This window comes from Moraxella canis (assembly GCF_002014965.1).
GTDB classification, from domain to species: Bacteria; Pseudomonadota; Gammaproteobacteria; order Pseudomonadales; family Moraxellaceae; genus Moraxella; species Moraxella canis.
On record NZ_MUXT01000005.1, the window covers coordinates 80,645 to 97,202 of the forward strand.

Sequence of the window (16,558 nt, forward strand, 5' to 3'; positions counted from 1 at the left end):
ATCATTAAGCAATAACCTAGATAGGGTTTTAAGTGAGACATTGTAAGATGTTACAACAAATTTTATACCATAAATTGTCGTGATTTTTGGCAAATTTGGGTAAGATAATGACACATTTTTTCAATTTTAAGCATGATTAATTATGTTTTTTATCGCCGTTGATCCCAATGATTTTTCAGTCACTTATGCCAAACGAATCGCCGAGCGCATCATCGCCTACGACCAAAAGCACGCTGTACTAAGTGATGAACAGCGTCAGACGCTACACACCATTACTCGTCCGACGATGGGTAATCATGAAGATGAAATTAAACAGTTGTGTGAGCATTTGATCCAGACTTTGGTCATCACCGATTCCAAGGGCGAGACCCTGAAATTTTATCGGGATGATGAACAAGGCTTGTTGTATTTTGGTGATGAGGCGGGTTGGCACGCTGGACGAGCACTGCACAAGCACCCCACCCTTGATCCAGACCATCTCAATCAAGACTAAAATGACCCATCGCATTTATCTTGGTGGTTCATTTGACCCCATCCATCGGGCGCACCTGCAGATGATGCTAAGCGTACATGACGCCATACGCCAAAAAACTGCTGACAAGGTCTGCCTTCATCTGCTACCGACCGCCGGCAACCCCTTTAAGGGCGCGCCGACATCGCACGCGCACCGCGTCGCCATGCTCAAGCTTGCCATCGCACCCTTGATAAGGCAAGGCATGGATGTATCAATTGATGAGCGTGAGCTGTCTTTGACACCCCCTGTGTACACCATCGACACCATACGACAGCTTAAGACAGCTTATCCTGACGACTCTTTGATTTTTATTATTGGGGGCGACAGTTTGGCGAGTCTGCACCGCTGGAAGGCGTATGATGAGCTCATTTGCCAAGCCAAATTGTGGGCATTTGACCGCGCTGCTACTACGCCAGCTGATGAGACTGTGGCTACAAAATGTACCACCGATTTGGATGAATTTTTGGAAAATGACAAGACCATCTATCTGGATCCAACGCCCATCTTAAACATCTCATCCAGTCAGATCCGCGCCCTGATCGGTGCTGGTCACCCTAAGCTTGCTGCACCACTGCTGGATGAGCGCGTCTTGGCGTATATCCATGAAGAAGGCTTATACCAAAGCCCTAAAAATATGCTATAATCAAAAGTTACCCATCAAATTATCAATCAATTATGACCACATTGAATTTAGACCAAACGCTGTCACTTGTCACCAAAACGCTTGATGACTTAAAAGCAAAAAACATCACCACCCTTGAAATCGAACATCTCACCGAAGTCGCCGAACGCATCATCATTTGTGAAGCCACCAGTAAACGCCATGTCAAAGCTTTGGCGGACAAATTGGGTGCTGCAACCAAAGAAGCGGGGCTGATGCCGCTGGGTCGCGAAGGGGATAAAGACAGCGATTGGACACTGGTGGACTTGGGCTCGGTGGTAGTGCACATTATGACCCCGCAAGCGCGAGAATTCTATGATTTAGAAGGCTTGTGGTCATCTCCAGAAGCACTAAAAGCCTTAGTAGCCCAAAGAGACTAAGCCTGCTTAATTAGCGGTGTGCCTGCAAGTGATAATACCACTGATAGCGCACCCCATAGCCGATGTGCAGCAGATTGGCGATGATACGCCCTGTCAATCCCCACACCACTTCAGGCTCGCCAATCTGCCGATCATCGATCAGCCATGCTGGGGTGTGCAAGTGCGTGCGCCCAAGCTCAGGACGCTCAAAGCGATAGTCCATAGGCGGCGTTGTTTTTAGGTAGGTCAAATCAGCCCAAAATAACCGCTGAATTTCATCTTCGCTGGCGATTAAACTGTCCGCTGTGGCAGGCGTAATACTGGCAACGACAGGGCGCACCAATAAGCCTTTTTTGGAGATTTGCATCGGCAAAAACCCAAGCAGTGTACTGGCATCATTTACCAAACCCACCTCCTCAAATGCCTCTCGTATCGCCACCTCATAAGAAGATCGATCCGTCTCATCGCGCTTACCTCCCACCAGTGACACCTCGCCTGCATGGCTGGATAAATTACTTGCGCGACGAGTCAATAACAGCCTTGGGCTTGGCTCGTCAGTGATAGCAACAAGCACGCAAGCATGGGGCAGCGGCTTGTCAATGAGCAGCTGCTCATAGGCTTGATTCAGCTGCTGTCTATAAGCCCCTTCAATCAGATCATTATTCTGCGTCAAAGACAAAATATCCACGCCTTGATAGCCAGATAATGAACGGCTAAGCCTAGAGAACCGATGCTCCGATGGCAGATAGACTGCTGTTTTATCGACAAAATTTGGATCAGTATGCGCCTTAATTTGGCTTGAAAAATAGTTCATAAAGTTTGTATTTTTGGTGAAATTGGCTTAAACTGAATCAGTCACGACAATCAAAGCTATCCTTGCCAATAAGGTTTGGGTAGTATTTACTTAATTAGCCAGTTTATTATAGACCTATGCCCTACTGTATGCAATGCGGACATACCGCCACCTACACCATCCCTGAAGGCGACAGCCGTCAGCGCCTCGTCTGCCCAGCGTGTGGATTCATTCATTATGATAATCCCAAGATGATTTGTGGGGCTTTGGTGCGCCATGAGAATAAAATTTTGCTGTGTCGCCGCGCCATTGAGCCTCGGCATGGCTACTGGACGCTGCCAGCAGGATTTATGGAAATTGGTGAAACGATGATGGAAGGTGCGCTGCGCGAAACCATCGAAGAAGCCGCCGCGATCGCCACCGATGCCAAGCTGTATTGCTTATTTGACATTCCGTATTTGGGGCAGATCCATGCCATGTACTTGACCAATTTATCTCGTGATGGGCGATTTGGGGTTGGTGTTGAAAGCTTAGAGTGTGCCTTGATTGATGAGCAGGATATTCCGTGGCAGGATTTGGCATTTCGCACGATTCGCTTGACGCTTGATCGCTATCTGGCGGATAAAGCTGCGATCATCGCCCAAGGCAAGGATGCTGATGAGTTTGCCAATTATCCGATCCATCAAATCACTTTGGACGAAATTGTCGCGGACGAATTACAATAAAAGGCGCACCCCATTTTATCCCAACAGCTGCCGATTCATACTTCTAGGATAAAGTTGATCGGACCATCATTATGGGCGATCACTTGCATATGAGCGCCAAATTGACCTGTCGCCACAGGCGTATGGCGCTGTTTGGCGTACTCAACCAGCTGCTCAAACAGTAGCGCCGCTTGATCGGGTGGCATCGCTGGTCCAAAGTCAGGACGGCGACCTTTGTCGGTTAGTGCCATGAGCGTAAACTGCGACACCAAAAGCAAACCGCCGCCCACATCAGCCACGCTCTTATCCATCTTGCCAAGCTTGTCTGCGTCGGTGGTATTTTCAAAGATGCGATAGCTTAATATCTTATCCACCAAGCGCTTTGCTTGCTCAAAATCATCCGACTTGCCAATACCGATATAGGCAAGTATCCCACCATCGATCTTACCGACCACCTCCCCTTGTACTTCGACGCGCGCATGGTGCACTCGCTGTATCAATGCTTTCATGATTGCCCTTTTTAAGAGTGTTGAAGACCAAAACTGTGCTCATCCACTCTGGGAATTTCCCACCAAAGGGCGTCACTGTGGTGCGTTTTTAGATAAGCTTGTAAATACTGCTTGGTATCAGCGGCGATCACCTCATCGCTGCTGTCATCGGCTTGATTATACGCCAGTGCATGCAGATGTATGCCATAAGACTTTAGGGCGCTCAAGCTAAGCAAGGTGTGATTGATGCTGCCAAGCCTGCCTGATGTCACCAAAATGACAGGATAGCCTTGGCTTTGGATGTAGTCGATGATCAGACCATCGTTGGTATCAGCCTTGAGCGGCACCATCAGACCGCCTGCACCTTCGATCAGCACAATATCATGACGCGCCAATAATTGCTCTGTGCATGCTGTGATGTGGTCGGTATCTACAGCGATGCCATCAATGCGACTTGCCAGATGCGGTGAAGCAGGATAGCTGAGCACCAATGGCATCGTCAAGCGCGCGTCATCATCAGGCAGCATACCCACGCCCATCATTTTGCGATGCTTTTCGATGTCTTCACTGATCTTTGCATTGCCAGTTTGGATCAGTTTTTGGGTGATGACTTGCTGGTGATTATCCAAAAGCCTGCGCGCAATATAGCCTGTTACGATAGTTTTGCCGATATCGGTATCGATACCGCTGATAAAATAAGCGCCTTGCATTTGGTGAAGATTGGGTAATGTATTCATAAAGGTGAGTTTTTTGGTTTATGAGCGACAAAAAGTAGCGGCTGATAAGTCAGGGTATAGCCGCTTTGGGTATTAAATTGTTGATACTCTTGACAAAACGTCGCCAAGCGCTGTTTTGTCCAAAAAGCTTTTTGTGAGCCTGTGGCTGTTACGCCTGTAGCTTGCAGATGGCGAAGTACTGCCATCGGAGAATCAAAAGTCAGCACGCAAGCCTGAGTCTCGATGACATCAATCACAAAGCCTGCTCGGTACAGACGCTCACTGAGCACTTGGGGCGTATCATAACAGAGCCCCTGCCCTGTCAGCGCTCGTATTTCGTGCAAATTGCCTTGAACAAAAGTACCGACTGCCAAAAATCCACCTACCTTTAGATGCTCAAAAATTTTGGCAAACAGCACATCGGGTGGATAAATCCACTGAAATACCGATGAAGAAATCACGCCATCTAGCGCCAGCGGCAAATCAAGCGTCTGAATATCGCCGATCAGATATTCAGCACAAACACCTGTCGGCAGTGCATTGGCTTGAATGCCTGCATATAAGTCATTCAAATAAAGCTCATCCACACTAAAACGACTTAGTAAAGCATCGGTCAAAAATCCGCTACCCACCCCAATCTCAAGCAGTCTTGGGATGTTTTTATGTGTGTAAATGGTCTGTAGATGCGCAATGAGCTTGGTAGCCATGTCGGCTTGGACGGTGGCGTGCTGCCGATAGCCAAGATGCGCTCGGCAAAATCGCTGGGCAACCGTCGTCAGATGGGGTGTCAAAACAGGCTGAGTCACACCTCACCCCCAACGACTTGCTGCAGCGCTTGGATAAACCCTGCCATCTCATCATCACTGATCGCTTCGGTCAAGCAGATGCGCAGGCGCGACTGACCTTTTGGTACTGTCGGCGGACGCACCGCCAACACATAATAACCTTGCTGCTTTAGGGCATCGGCTGCCTTGAGCGTGCGCGCGTTTTCTCCCAAGATCACTGGCACGATCTGACTGGCAGACGGGCAGGACAGCTGCATGGCGATCAGCGCCTGTGATACTTGATCACTCATCGCCGCCAAGCGCAATCTTGCTTGGGTCATATTGACTATTTTTTCGAGCATAAACGCCGTCCAAGCCATATTGACAGGCGCCAAAGCCGTACTAAAAATCAGCGGACGCATCGTATTAATCAAATAATCGCGCAAAATCTCATGGCAAATACAGTAGCCACCCACAGACCCCATCGCCTTACCAAAAGCACCGACAATAAAATCGATCTGCTCAATCACGCCATACTCTTCGGCGCAGCCCAATCCGCGAGCGCCGCGTACACCGACGGCATGAGCCTCATCGACATACAGCATGACTTTTTGAGATGCCGATTTTAAGCTGACAAGCTGCACCAAATCGGTCACATCACCATCCATGCTAAAGATACTCTCAGTGGCGATGACGATGCGCTCAATACGGTCATCTGCGTGATATTTTTCGATGAGATGTTTTAATTGATCAAAATTTTGGTGCTGATAGCGGACAGTTTTGGTGCCATTTTGGGCAGCCAGTCGCATCCCATCAATGATACTGGCATGAACCAATTTATCCGCCAAAATCACCGTCTTGGCGTCACAGATGGCAGGCAAAATGCCGATATTGGCATGATAGCCGCTATTAAACAGCAGGCATGGGCGACCAAACAGCGATGCCATCTGAGCCTCCAAGCGCTCAAAACTGTCAAAATTCCCTGTCAACAGCCTCGATGAAGACGACCCAAATGGCTGACGCTGCTCATGCAAAACATCCAAAAATTCCTCATAAAGCTGCCGATCTTGAGCAATGCCTAAGTAATCATTGCTCGCTAAATTGAGTAAAGGCTTGCCGTCATTAACACAAATAAAGCGCCCGCGGTGTTGCAGTGCTTGAAATTGGCGGTGGTTATGGCAAGATTTTAGGGCGGACAGTTTATCGGCATAATGATTTATTAACTCACTCATCGCGCGCCTCGACACTGTCTTTGGGCGTGGGCGCAAGTGTGGTGCGTACCAAGTCTACCACCTCATCAAGTAAAGCTGCAAGCTCATCATCACTGATAATAAATGGCGGCATCAAGTACACCAGCCGCCCAAATGGTCGAATCCAAATTCCGCGCGCCACACATTCGCGTTGAATGGTCGGCATATCAACCGGATGACGCATCTCAATCACCGCAATCGCGCCCAAAATACGCACATCTTGAACATACCAAAGGCTCTTAAGATCGCCAAACGCCGTGCGGCAAGCTTGAGCGATACGCTCAACATGATGCTGCCACGGACTTTGTAATAACAGCCGAGTGCTTGCCAAAGCCGTCGCGCACGCCAAAGGATTCGCCATAAATGTCGGACCGTGCATGAACACGCCAGCTTCGCCCTCACTAATGGTATGCGCAACCTGAGCGGTCGTCAGCACTGCCGACAGCGTCAGATAGCCGCCTGTCAGCGCCTTACCCAAGCACATAATATCAGGTGTAACATCGGCATGCTCGCAAGCAAACAGCTTACCTGTGCGCCCAAATCCTGTGGCAATCTCATCAAAAATTAATAACACACCATAGCGATCGCACAATTTGCGCAGATGTTTTAAATAATTGACATGATAAAAGCGCATACCGCCTGCACCCTGAACGACAGGCTCAATAATAAACGCCGCCAAATGCTCATGGTGCTTTTCAAATGCCGATCGAATGCCGTCCATCACTGCCTCATCCCAAGGCTCATCCATGCCAATGGTAGGCGCCTCAACAAAAATACGGCTTGGCAGCGCATTTCCAAAAATCTGATGCATGCCCGTCACAGGATCACAAACACTCATGGCATTCCAGGTATCGCCATGATAACCTGAACGAGTGGTCATGATATTGTGCTTGGCAGGCTTGTCTAAGGCGTGTTGGTATTGGATCGCCATTTTTAGCGCCACCTCAACCGCCACCGAACCTGAATCAGCATAAAAGATATGCTCAAGGGGTTTTGGGGTGATGTCAAGTAGCACTTTGCCAAGCTCAATGGCAGGCTGATGGGTCAGCCCCCCAAACATAATGTGAGACATTTTGGTGAGCTGATCGGTGATGGCGTCATTTAAGACAGGATGATTATAACCGTGAATCGCACACCACCACGATGACATGCCATCAATGAGCACCGTGCCATCCATCAGATGAATACGACAGCCCTCAGCACGCTCAACCGGCAGTGCCGGCAAAGGGTGCGTCATAGAAGTATAAGGATGCCACAGGTGTTGGATATCAAATGCGTCAATCATCAGCCAACTCTTTCGTCAAATATGGCTTATCATAACGAATTTAGACAAAAAATGATAGGGCTTGAAGGCGTTAGAGTGATCGCTTAGGTAAGGTACGCTCAATCATCATGCGTCAGGCAGCCTTGCCATCCAAACGCCCACAGCAAGACAAAAAATCGCCACAAGCCAAGCCACCCAAAGCCATTGACTTGACAGCTGCAAAAAAAGCGCCACCGTTGATACAGTCATCATCAGCCAAGCCAAATATTTGGCAAATCTTGGCATGGCGCGGCGAGTCTGCCAATCAACAATCATCGGTCCAAAAATACGGTGCGCCAACAGCCATGCATAAAACCGACGCGAACTTTTTGCCCAAAAATAAGCACAAAGCAGAATAAATACCGTCGTTGGCATACCTGGCACCACCACACCAATCAGCCCCAAAATCAAGCACACCAAACCCAACACAAAAAACAGTGCGCGCATAAGACTGTTTTGGTGAATGGGCTGATCAGGCGATGAGGTCATGGCTTTGGGAGTTGGGTGGTTCATGATAACGCATTATAGCGCATTGTCCTATAAGTTTACATTTGAAAATATAAATCATTCTCATTATAGCAGTTGATTGTCACAACCAATGCTGCCGCTTTTTCAGAACTTAAACGGTTTTTGATCAGGCTTTGTGCTAAAATAAAAAATATTTATACTCTTAGGCGGTCTTATGAATCCTTTTGCACTCATCCAAAATCTCGTTCCGCAGCAAGCATTGAGCGAATTTGCAGGCAATTTAGCGGCGAGCGAAAATAAGTATGTTAAAAAAGCGCTCATTCAAGCTTTTGCCAAGGCGTATGACATTGAACTGGATGACTATGCGCGCGGTCGGTTGAATGACTATGACAGTTTTAATGATTTTTTTACGCGTGAACTAAAACAAGGCGCGCGCCCCATTGATGATCAAAAAAACCATCTCATCTGCCCTGCTGATGGCACCATCTCGCAAGTTGGTCATATCCGTCATGGGGCGATTTTGCAAGCCAAAGGTCGGGATTATGATGTCGGTCAGCTACTGGCTGATTATGATGATGGTCAGTATTTTATGGACGGCAGTTTTGCGACGATTTATTTGGCACCAAGCAACTATCACCGTGTCCATATGCCATTTGATGGCAAATTGGTGGCGACGCGCTATGTGCCAGGGACGCTGTTTTCGGTGAATAATACCACCGCAGAGCATGTCCCTGATCTGTTTGCTCGTAATGAGCGCTTGGTGTGCTTATTTGATACCGATTTTGGGCGCGCGGCTGTGGTGCTGGTTGGGGCGATGATCGTGGCAGGTATTGAGTCGGTCGCAACAGGCAAAATCCGCCGTACACCATACATTCAGCATCGTACACATGATTTGGCACTGGCTAAGGGCGATGAACTTGGGCGCTTTTATTTGGGCTCAACCGCCATTGTGTTGTTACCGCAATCAGCAAATAATGACTGGCTTGCACACATCAGCCACGGCGAAAAAGTCATGATGGGGCAAGCGATTGGGAACATGGCGCAATGATCTTTTGACTCATTTGTCATTAGGGCAGTGGTGTACGGCACTTATTTTTAAAAAGTGTTTTAAGCGCTTGCCCACCAGATTAAGCGCAGTCGTCTATAATGACCTAACAATGACCAAAACCAACTTGGTGCTAGCCGCAAGTTGGTTTTAGTATTTATTGATATGCGCGGCTATTATGTTACATCCACATCAGCAGGTACGATCTTGGATAAATCCACCGCTTGCAGCGCATCAAGTGCATCAATCAAAGCGCGATAAGTTGGGCGCATGGCGATGAATTGACTGGCGCTGACCGCGCTAAGATCACGCCGACATTCTGATTCAAACCGCTCTGATACCGCTCGCAATCTTGGCACGCCTGCATAGCGCGCCGCCCCGACCATGCGATGGCTGATGTCTGCCAGACTCTGCCTGTCGCGATCCGCCCAAGCACGCTCAATCGCTTGCCGCTCGCCATCGGCGCTGTCAATGATCATCTCAAGCAGTTTATAAGCCAGTTTGGGCTTATTGGCTGAACGCTCAAGCGCATCTTGCCAATCCACATCAATCAGCCCATCTGCCGCATCGCTTGACTGATCGGCGACATCGACCACAGGTAGCGACTCAAACACAGCGCTGACATCAAGATCATCAGCTGACTCACCGCTGCGACCAAGCCACTTTTGCAGCGTCTGCACCAGTTGCATCTCTCCGATGGGCTTGCTGACATAATCATTCAGCCCTGCTGCAACCAACCGATCTTTTTCATCCGACAGACCGTGCGCTGTGAGTGCCACGATTGGCACAGGCTCTACCAGATGCGTCTCTTCAATTTTACGGATCTCAATGGAAGCTTCTAGCCCTGACATTCTGGGCATTTGAACATCCATAAAAATCATATCAATCGGGGGTATGGCGCCTGTGATGCTTTGGGTCATTTTTTCTATGGCGTCAAATCCGCTGTTGGCTGTCACCACTTCAACGCCCAACTCCCCAAGCAGCGCATCCAACACCAAAAGATTTGGTAAATGATCATCCACCGCTAAGATACGCCGCCCCACAAATCTGGCTTGGCGTGATGACTGCATTGCCATGATGTTTTGCTGATTTGACAGCATCGCATACAGCTGCCTTTTGTCCATCGGCTCGTGCAAGGCATGGGTTTGATAGCGTGAGATGAGCTGCTCATTGATACCCACTTGATAACCAAAACTGGCAAGCTTACCCTGATAACGCAAGCGAATTTGGCGTAAAATGGCGCCGACATCATCCTTGGCGGCATCTTGACCAAAATTATCTACGATAACCCAGTCATATTCCGTGTCTTTTTTATCAAGTTTTTCTAATAAGTCTGCAAGACCGATGGCGATCGTTAATTGCACTTTGGTGCCCATCAAACTGGCTCTGAGCACTTGCAGTGCTGGTGCATGGTTAATCCACACCAATAGATGCATGGGCAGGTTTAAGGTTTCAGGAATCTGAATCGATGCCTCATCAAATGACGCTTCATGCACACCTGTGGGCATCTCAAACCAAAATGTCGCACCAGCATTTGCGATATTTTCGCTGCGATTATCAAAAAATCCAATCGCCCCACCCATCAGATGCGTCAGCTGCTTTGAGATGACCAAGCCCAAGCCTGTGCCGCCATAGCGCCGCGTTACACTCAGATCACCCTGACCAAAGCTTTGAAAGAGCTGAGCTTTATCGCTTTCACTGACGCCTTTACCTGTATCTTCAACTTCGATGCGCAGATAGCCTGATTGATCTGCTAAGCTTGCGCGGACGACCACCCCACCTGTATCCGTGAATTTAATGGCATTGCCGACTAAGTTTGTTAGAATTTGCTTAACTCTTAGGCTATCTCCGACCACGCGCGTCGGCACATCATCATAATACAAAACCGCCAAACGCAGCCGCTTCTCAAGTGCTGCAGGTGAGAGCATATCAACCACATCATACACCGCCGCATACAGATCAAAATCATGACTGTCCAAGATCAGCTTGCCTGCTTCCATCTTAGAAAAGTCAAGCACATCATTAACCAGTGCTAATAAATGGGCGGATGATTTTTTGATGGTTTGTACATATAGGTTTTGTTCGCCCGTCAGCTCGCCTTTGCGCGCAAGCAAATTGATAAAGCCATCAATGCTATTCAAGGGCGTGCGAAGCTCATGGCTGATATTCGCCAAAAATGCGGATTTGGCTTGACTGGCTGAAATCGCTGCATCACGGGCATTGCGGATAGAGATGTTTTGCATCTCCATCTCATCAAACGCTTGCTGCAAGTCGCGTTCGGTCTCGTCGGCATGATTTTTAAGCTCGGTAAAACTGGCATGCAGCCGCCGAACCGCACGCGCAAAATCATCTCGCAGCAGGGCAAACTCGCCGTTGGTTCTGAGCTGAGGCACGCGCGATAAATTGTCGGTATTGAGCCTTTGTAGATACAGGCGCATCTCATACAGCGGCGCAATCCAGCGCTTAGAATATATATTTAAAATCAAAAGCAGTAATAAAATGGTCGTCAAGCCAATGATGGTGAGCGCCAGTGCCACCCGATATGAGGTAATGGTCAGTGGCGTATTATCCATATCAACCACAAGCCAGTAGCGCTCATTATCAAAAATAAACGACTTGCCATAGGCAGTGCCTACAGCGGTTGGCACGCGATAGATTTGTTCGGCTTGTAAATCAAAATCCCCCCACGACAAATCCGTCTGCATCCCCGTACTAAACAGCACTCGCCCAATGCCATCCATCACCGCAACCCGAAGCACATGCTGATTACGCGACTGCTGAAGCTGCACAAACCAATTTTCATTAAAAAACCGTGAGTCATCTGCATTGCTGCGAATGATCACACCATTTAGGGCAGGGGCGTCGTGTGGGGCGATGGCGCTTAGAATCTCATCTTCATTCATCTGAGCCACGCGCTCATCCATGCGATTTTGGCGATGCTGAATGTCAGTCAATAAAGGGCGCACCATGGCATCATAGCGCACCAAAGCCGCTTGCGCCATCGTGTCTTGCTCAGCAAGAATGGCGCGGCGTATCTCGCTCATTACCAAATACGAACCCACGAATGCCAATACGACGATCGGCAAGAACACCAACAAAATCAGCTGCCCATAAGCGCTTTTTATGCCAAATGCTTTATTTACCTGCATGGATGATTACCCCAAGATTTTGTAGCACTATACCAAAAACCTTACCATAAGTACACCAAACCCCGTCGAACAATGCTGATGGCGCGGTTTTAATTATGCTATAATTTGGCATAATCAATGATTCATGAGACACCCAAAATGACCAAAGATTTTATCCATCAAACCACCACACTCTCTGACTGCGTGGGCAACACCCCGCTTGTCAAACTCAATACACTTGCCAAAGACACCCAATCTGTGCTACTTGCCAAACTTGAGGGCAATAATCCAGCAGGCTCGGTCAAGGATCGCCCTGCTTTTAATATGATTTATCAAGCTGAAATGCGTGGACAAATCAAGCCAGGTGATACACTCATCGAAGCCACCAGTGGCAATACCGGCATTGCTTTGGCGATGGTTGCAGCGATGCGCGGCTATCAGATGACGCTGCTGATGCCTGCCAACTCTACCCAAGAGCGTAAAGACGCCATGGCAGCTTATGGCGCAACACTCATCGAAGTGGCTGACGGCATGGAAGCGGCGCGAGATATGGCGCTAAAGATGCAGGCTGACGGTCAGGGCGTTGTGCTTGATCAATTTAATAATACCGATAATAAACAAGCCCACTATCTGACCACAGGTCCAGAGCTTTGGCAGCAAACTGGCGGTAAAATCACGCATTTTGTGAGCAGTATGGGTACGACAGGCACCATCATGGGTGTCAGCCAATATCTCAAAGAACAAAATCCAGCCATTCAAGTCATTGGACTTCAGCCAGATGAACATTCATCCATCGCCGGCATTCGCCGCTGGCCGGCTGAATATTTGCCAGGGATTTTTGATGCCTCTTTGGTCGATACGATCATGGATGTCAGCCAAGCCGATGCCGAGCGTTATATGCGCAAACTGGCGCGCGAAGAGGGGATTTTTTGTGGGGTATCGTCTGGCGGTGCAGCGTGGGCAGCCCACCAAATTGCCAAAAACACACCTGAGGCGGTCGTCGCCTTCATTGCCTGCGACCGAGGCGACCGCTATTTATCCACTGGGTTATTTGGTGTTATTGACTAAGGCTTGGTATGATTTCTACCCCTATTTTGGTTTTTGATATTGAGACCATTCCTGATATTGACAGCGGTAAGCGGCTGTATCCAAATTTGCGCGCCTTGAATGATGCCGATGCCTTGAGCGCACTCATCGCCCTGCGCCAAGCAGAAGCAGGTACGGAATTTATGCGTCTACCTTTACATAAAATTGCTTGCTTATCATTTTTATGGTTTGATGGCGATCATTTTCATCTAAAATCATTGACGCTACAGACGATGGATGAGCGTCAGATTTTGGTCAATTTTTTTAGAGCCTTTGACAAAAAGCCCACGCTCATCAGCTGGAATGGCTTAAACTTTGATTTGCCTGTCGTCATGTACCGAGCCATGCATCATAAGCTGTCAGCGCCTGCACTGTTTAACAGCGCCCAAAAACCAGATTATTTATATCGCTATGGTGAGATGCACATTAATTTGATGGACAAAACTTCCCTATACCATCACCAACAAAAGCAGTCGCTTGACACCGTGGCAAGCCTGTGTGGTTTTGCTGGCAAAGGCGATATCGACGGTACTCAGGTTCTGCCGATGGTGCAGGCATCTGAGTGGCAAAAACTGGGGACTTATTGTGAATCTGATGTGCTCAATACTTGGCTGATTTATTTAAGATGGCTGACTTTGACAGGCAAATCTTCTGCCGACGAGTGCCAAATGCTCATCGACAAAACCGACCAATTTATACAAACCTTGACCAATTCAGATGGCAAACTGCGCCATCAAAGCTTTTTGGATGCTTGGGTGCGCTAGGATTTAGCTGTTTTTGGTTTTGGGATTGTCGTTGATATCAAGCAATCAGCCCATTTTCACGATAAATCGGATGATGATCTGCACAGCAATGAGCGTCAAAATCCAAGGAATGGCTGTTTTTAGCCACGGCATGGGCAAGCGCTTGCGCAATTTGACGCCCAGCCAAGACCCTGCTGTCGCTGATACCGCCAAAATGGCAATGATCTGCCAGTATTCCATAAACACAAAACCAAGCATCACATAGGCGATGATTTTGAAAGTATGAAAAAAGGTCATCATCATCGAGGCGACCGTCACGACCGTGTGCGTATCTTCGTATTTTTTGGTCAATAGTGGCATGTGTAAAGGTCCTGGACTGCCCACAAACATGCCTACGCCCACTTGAATAAAACCAATCAAATAAAAATTTTCACGGTGTTTGAGCCAATGATTGACTGGACGCACCCATAAAGTTATCAAAATATACGCTGCGATAAATAAAGGCACCCACTCAAGATTGATAAATCGCACAACAAGCCAAAATGCCGCCACGCCTGCCAGCGCACCGACCACATAAGGCGGAATGTATCGCCAATCCATCTGTTCCCGCCCAAACCAAGTGCGACTGGCGTTGCTTGCCAGCTGTGCGGTGGCGTGCACAGGCACAATCACCGCCGCCGGTAAAAATAAAGGCAACAGCCCCACCAAAATCATCCCACCGCCCATGCCTGCGATACCCGACATCACCGAAGTCAGCAGACTGGCCAGTGCAAGCAGCATCTCATTCATGGGGCATTCCTTGAGTGTTGATAAAAGATGGGATCATTATAACCGCTGATCGTCCTTTTCCCAATCAAATTCACAGCCAAAGCGCGCTATGGTATAATATGCGTTTAACTAAAGTTTATCATGGCTTAGCTTGGTGCTTATGATTGAATCATTTTGCCAAAATCGCTTTCATGATAACCCAAGTCCAATACCCATCTAACGACAGGCATATTTTTCATATGACAGCGCATTCACTCATCGCAAGTCCCAGCAAAAAAGGCAAACCCACCGCTCGCGCGCGCAAGCGTTTGGCGGATGCGCCGCCCCTAGAATTTCATATCACAAACTTAGCGCACGATGGGCGCGGGGTGGCGGTGTATGATGCCGATAACACCGCTCATAATCCCGATAAAGCAGGCAAAAAAGTCTTTGTCAGCTTTGCTTTGCCGGGCGAAACTGTCTTGGTGAAGATGACCAATTCTAAGAAGAATTTTGAAGAAGGCGATGCCTTACAAGTCATCACTCATCCCCACCCCCAGCGCCAAACGCCGCCTTGCCCGCATTTTGGGGTGTGTGGCGGATGCAGCCTGCAGCACTGGCAAGCAGATGCGCAGATCGCCTTTAAGCAGTCCGTACTCAAAGAGCTGCTCATACACCAAGCAGGCGTAGAGCCTGATGAGTGGCTTGAGCCTTTGGTTGGTGACCGTCTTGGCTATCGCACTAAGGCGCGCATGGGTGTTCGCTATGTCGCCAAAAAAGACTCGGCACTGGTGGGCTTTCGCGAACGCGCCAGCAATTTTTTGGCAGAGCTTCATGAGTGCCATATCTTAGATGAGCGTATCGGCTTTGAGATTGAAAATTTAAAAGTGCTTATCACCAGTCTGAATGCACGCGACAGCATCCCACAGCTTGAGGTTGCGATGGGGCAGACGCTGTCGCACGTGCCTGACAGTGCCAAGTCAGTTGCGGTCATCGTGCGTCATATGGTCGAGCTTGATGATGAAGATTTGGCTAAGCTGCGCCAATTTTTTGCAGCTCGTAACTGGCAGCTGTTCTTACAGCCAAAAGGGGCGGACAGCGTGCATCGCATCGATACCGAAGGCGCGCGCCCAACTTCGCTGACTGTGCCACCTACAGGCGGTTTGTTTTATCACTTGCCAAATTTTGATTTGACTTATGAATTCTCACCTTTGGATTTTACGCAAGTCAATCTTTCTGTTAATCAAAAAATGATGGATTTGGCCAGTAAGCTTTTAAATCTACAAAAAGGCGAGCGTGTACTGGATTTATTCTGCGGCTTGGGGAATTTTAGTTTGGCTTTGGCAAGACAAGTTGGCGAAAGCGGCTTTGTGGTGGGTGTTGAGGGCAGTCAAGAGATGACCGAGCGCGCCAAAATGAACGCGGCAGCCAACGGCATCGCCCATACCGAATTTTATGCCAAAGATTTGACCCAAGATTTGAGCGATCAGCCGTGGGCGACGGGTGATAATCGCTTTGATGCGCTGTTGATCGATCCACCGCGCTCGGGTGCTTGGGAAGTCATGGCATACTTACCCAAATTTAATGCCAAGCGTATTGTCTATGTATCGTGCAATCCTGTCACGCTAGCGCGAGATACCAAAGCGCTCATAGAGGCCGGCTATCGGCTGACACACGCTGGCGTGATGGACATGTTTAGCCATACAGGCCATGTCGAGAGTATCGCGCGCTTTGAGCGCAGTGACGCTTAAGCCAAAAAACACCCTCAAAGATATCTTTGAGGGTGTTT

General features: G+C 48.6%; 17 protein-coding genes. 8 read left to right on the forward strand and 9 right to left on the reverse strand.

Features of this window, described 5'->3' with window-relative positions; genetic code table 11:
• Positions 1-142 precede the first annotated feature (142 nt).
• The 3 genes from B0180_RS04340 to rsfS are packed head-to-tail and all read left to right on the forward strand — an operon-like array spanning position 143 to position 1,555.
• A complete protein-coding gene (locus tag B0180_RS04340) occupies positions 143-493 on the forward strand; it encodes a hypothetical protein (RefSeq protein ID WP_049238170.1) in 351 nt (116 codons plus the stop codon).
• Position 494: 1 nt separating this feature from the next.
• A complete protein-coding gene (gene nadD / locus B0180_RS04345; RefSeq protein ID WP_233424925.1) occupies positions 495-1,157 on the forward strand; it encodes a nicotinate (nicotinamide) nucleotide adenylyltransferase in 663 nt (220 codons plus the stop codon).
• Between the two features lie 32 nt (positions 1,158-1,189).
• Positions 1,190-1,555, forward strand: coding sequence for a ribosome silencing factor (rsfS, locus tag B0180_RS04350; protein WP_049238169.1), 366 nt, complete (start codon positions 1,190-1,192; stop codon positions 1,553-1,555).
• A gap of 10 nt (positions 1,556-1,565) precedes the next feature.
• Here rsfS and B0180_RS04355 read toward each other — a convergent pair whose 3' ends face one another.
• On the reverse strand, positions 1,566-2,348 hold the full coding sequence (locus B0180_RS04355) for an NUDIX hydrolase (protein WP_078255824.1): 783 nt from the start codon (positions 2,346-2,348) through the stop codon (positions 1,566-1,568).
• 128 nt (positions 2,349-2,476) lie between these two features.
• Here B0180_RS04355 and B0180_RS04360 point away from each other — a divergent pair, with 128 nt between their 5' ends.
• The gene (locus B0180_RS04360; RefSeq protein ID WP_078255825.1) at positions 2,477-3,052 is read left to right on the forward strand and encodes an NUDIX hydrolase; all 576 of its coding nucleotides are present in this window, start codon (positions 2,477-2,479) and stop codon (positions 3,050-3,052) included.
• A 35-nt stretch (positions 3,053-3,087) separates the two neighbouring features.
• On the opposite strand, the gene dtd is transcribed toward B0180_RS04360, so the two are convergent.
• From dtd to B0180_RS04390, 6 genes are all read right to left on the reverse strand, one after another.
• Complete coding sequence (dtd, locus tag B0180_RS04365) at positions 3,088-3,540, reverse strand: D-aminoacyl-tRNA deacylase (protein ID WP_078255826.1); 453 nt, start codon at positions 3,538-3,540, stop codon at positions 3,088-3,090.
• Between the two features lie 11 nt (positions 3,541-3,551).
• Positions 3,552-4,256 (reverse strand): dethiobiotin synthase, encoded by a 705-nt coding sequence (gene bioD / locus B0180_RS04370; protein ID WP_143821268.1) that lies wholly within the window; start codon positions 4,254-4,256, stop codon positions 3,552-3,554.
• Positions 4,253-5,041, reverse strand: coding sequence for a methyltransferase domain-containing protein (locus tag B0180_RS04375; RefSeq protein WP_078255828.1), 789 nt, complete (start codon positions 5,039-5,041; stop codon positions 4,253-4,255). Before B0180_RS04375 ends, bioD begins: the two co-directional genes overlap by 4 nt.
• Positions 5,038-6,231 carry an aminotransferase class I/II-fold pyridoxal phosphate-dependent enzyme gene (locus B0180_RS04380; protein WP_078255829.1) on the reverse strand — a complete coding sequence of 398 codons (1,194 nt, stop codon included), beginning with the start codon at positions 6,229-6,231 and terminating at the stop codon, positions 5,038-5,040. Before B0180_RS04380 ends, B0180_RS04375 begins: the two co-directional genes overlap by 4 nt.
• Entirely contained in the window at positions 6,224-7,534 is a 1,311-nt protein-coding gene (gene bioA, locus B0180_RS04385) for an adenosylmethionine--8-amino-7-oxononanoate transaminase (protein WP_078255830.1), read from the reverse strand. Before bioA ends, B0180_RS04380 begins: the two co-directional genes overlap by 8 nt.
• 105 nt (positions 7,535-7,639) lie before the next feature.
• Positions 7,640-8,065 (reverse strand): YbaN family protein, encoded by a 426-nt coding sequence (locus tag B0180_RS04390; RefSeq protein ID WP_078255831.1) that lies wholly within the window; start codon positions 8,063-8,065, stop codon positions 7,640-7,642.
• Between the two features lie 169 nt (positions 8,066-8,234).
• Here B0180_RS04390 and asd point away from each other — a divergent pair, with 169 nt between their 5' ends.
• The gene (gene asd / locus B0180_RS04395) at positions 8,235-9,068 is read left to right on the forward strand and encodes an archaetidylserine decarboxylase (RefSeq protein WP_078255832.1); all 834 of its coding nucleotides are present in this window, start codon (positions 8,235-8,237) and stop codon (positions 9,066-9,068) included.
• Between the two features lie 173 nt (positions 9,069-9,241).
• Here asd and B0180_RS04400 read toward each other — a convergent pair whose 3' ends face one another.
• Positions 9,242-12,214 carry a hybrid sensor histidine kinase/response regulator gene (locus B0180_RS04400; protein ID WP_078255833.1) on the reverse strand — a complete coding sequence of 991 codons (2,973 nt, stop codon included), beginning with the start codon at positions 12,212-12,214 and terminating at the stop codon, positions 9,242-9,244.
• Between the two features lie 117 nt (positions 12,215-12,331).
• Between B0180_RS04400 and cysM the strand changes: the two genes are divergently transcribed.
• Together cysM and B0180_RS04410 are read left to right on the forward strand one after the other, a co-directional pair.
• Positions 12,332-13,261 (forward strand): cysteine synthase CysM, encoded by a 930-nt coding sequence (gene cysM / locus B0180_RS04405; protein WP_078255834.1) that lies wholly within the window; start codon positions 12,332-12,334, stop codon positions 13,259-13,261.
• 8 nt (positions 13,262-13,269) lie between these two features.
• The gene (locus B0180_RS04410) at positions 13,270-14,043 is read left to right on the forward strand and encodes a 3'-5' exonuclease (protein ID WP_078255835.1); all 774 of its coding nucleotides are present in this window, start codon (positions 13,270-13,272) and stop codon (positions 14,041-14,043) included.
• A gap of 45 nt (positions 14,044-14,088) precedes the next feature.
• On the opposite strand, the gene B0180_RS04415 is transcribed toward B0180_RS04410, so the two are convergent.
• Positions 14,089-14,811 carry a sulfite exporter TauE/SafE family protein gene (locus tag B0180_RS04415; protein WP_049238145.1) on the reverse strand — a complete coding sequence of 241 codons (723 nt, stop codon included), beginning with the start codon at positions 14,809-14,811 and terminating at the stop codon, positions 14,089-14,091.
• A gap of 218 nt (positions 14,812-15,029) precedes the next feature.
• On the opposite strand from B0180_RS04415, the gene rlmD reads away from it, so the two are divergent.
• Entirely contained in the window at positions 15,030-16,520 is a 1,491-nt protein-coding gene (gene rlmD / locus B0180_RS04420; protein WP_078255836.1) for a 23S rRNA (uracil(1939)-C(5))-methyltransferase RlmD, read from the forward strand.
• Positions 16,521-16,558 lie beyond the last annotated feature (38 nt).

Bases quoted from the DNA above. Each gene is read 5' to 3' on its own strand.
- B0180_RS04340 (WP_049238170.1), top strand. From the start codon at position 143: ATGTTTTTTATCGCCGTTGATCCCAATGATTTTTCAGTCACTTATGCC.
- nadD (WP_233424925.1), top strand. From the start codon at position 495: ATGACCCATCGCATTTATCTTGGTGGTTCATTTGACCCCATCCATCGG.
- rsfS (WP_049238169.1), top strand. From the start codon at position 1,190: ATGACCACATTGAATTTAGACCAAACGCTGTCACTTGTCACCAAAACG.
- B0180_RS04355 (WP_078255824.1), bottom strand. From the start codon at position 2,348: ATGAACTATTTTTCAAGCCAAATTAAGGCGCATACTGATCCAAATTTT.
- B0180_RS04360 (WP_078255825.1), top strand. From the start codon at position 2,477: ATGCAATGCGGACATACCGCCACCTACACCATCCCTGAAGGCGACAGC.
- dtd (WP_078255826.1), bottom strand. From the start codon at position 3,540: ATGAAAGCATTGATACAGCGAGTGCACCATGCGCGCGTCGAAGTACAA.
- bioD (WP_143821268.1), bottom strand. From the start codon at position 4,256: ATGAATACATTACCCAATCTTCACCAAATGCAAGGCGCTTATTTTATC.
- B0180_RS04380 (WP_078255829.1), bottom strand. From the start codon at position 6,231: ATGAGTGAGTTAATAAATCATTATGCCGATAAACTGTCCGCCCTAAAA.
- bioA (WP_078255830.1), bottom strand. From the start codon at position 7,534: ATGATTGACGCATTTGATATCCAACACCTGTGGCATCCTTATACTTCT.
- B0180_RS04390 (WP_078255831.1), bottom strand. From the start codon at position 8,065: ATGAACCACCCAACTCCCAAAGCCATGACCTCATCGCCTGATCAGCCC.
- asd (WP_078255832.1), top strand. From the start codon at position 8,235: ATGAATCCTTTTGCACTCATCCAAAATCTCGTTCCGCAGCAAGCATTG.
- B0180_RS04400 (WP_078255833.1), bottom strand. From the start codon at position 12,214: ATGCAGGTAAATAAAGCATTTGGCATAAAAAGCGCTTATGGGCAGCTG.
- cysM (WP_078255834.1), top strand. From the start codon at position 12,332: ATGATTCATGAGACACCCAAAATGACCAAAGATTTTATCCATCAAACC.
- B0180_RS04410 (WP_078255835.1), top strand. From the start codon at position 13,270: ATGATTTCTACCCCTATTTTGGTTTTTGATATTGAGACCATTCCTGAT.
- B0180_RS04415 (WP_049238145.1), bottom strand. From the start codon at position 14,811: ATGAATGAGATGCTGCTTGCACTGGCCAGTCTGCTGACTTCGGTGATG.
- rlmD (WP_078255836.1), top strand. From the start codon at position 15,030: ATGACAGCGCATTCACTCATCGCAAGTCCCAGCAAAAAAGGCAAACCC.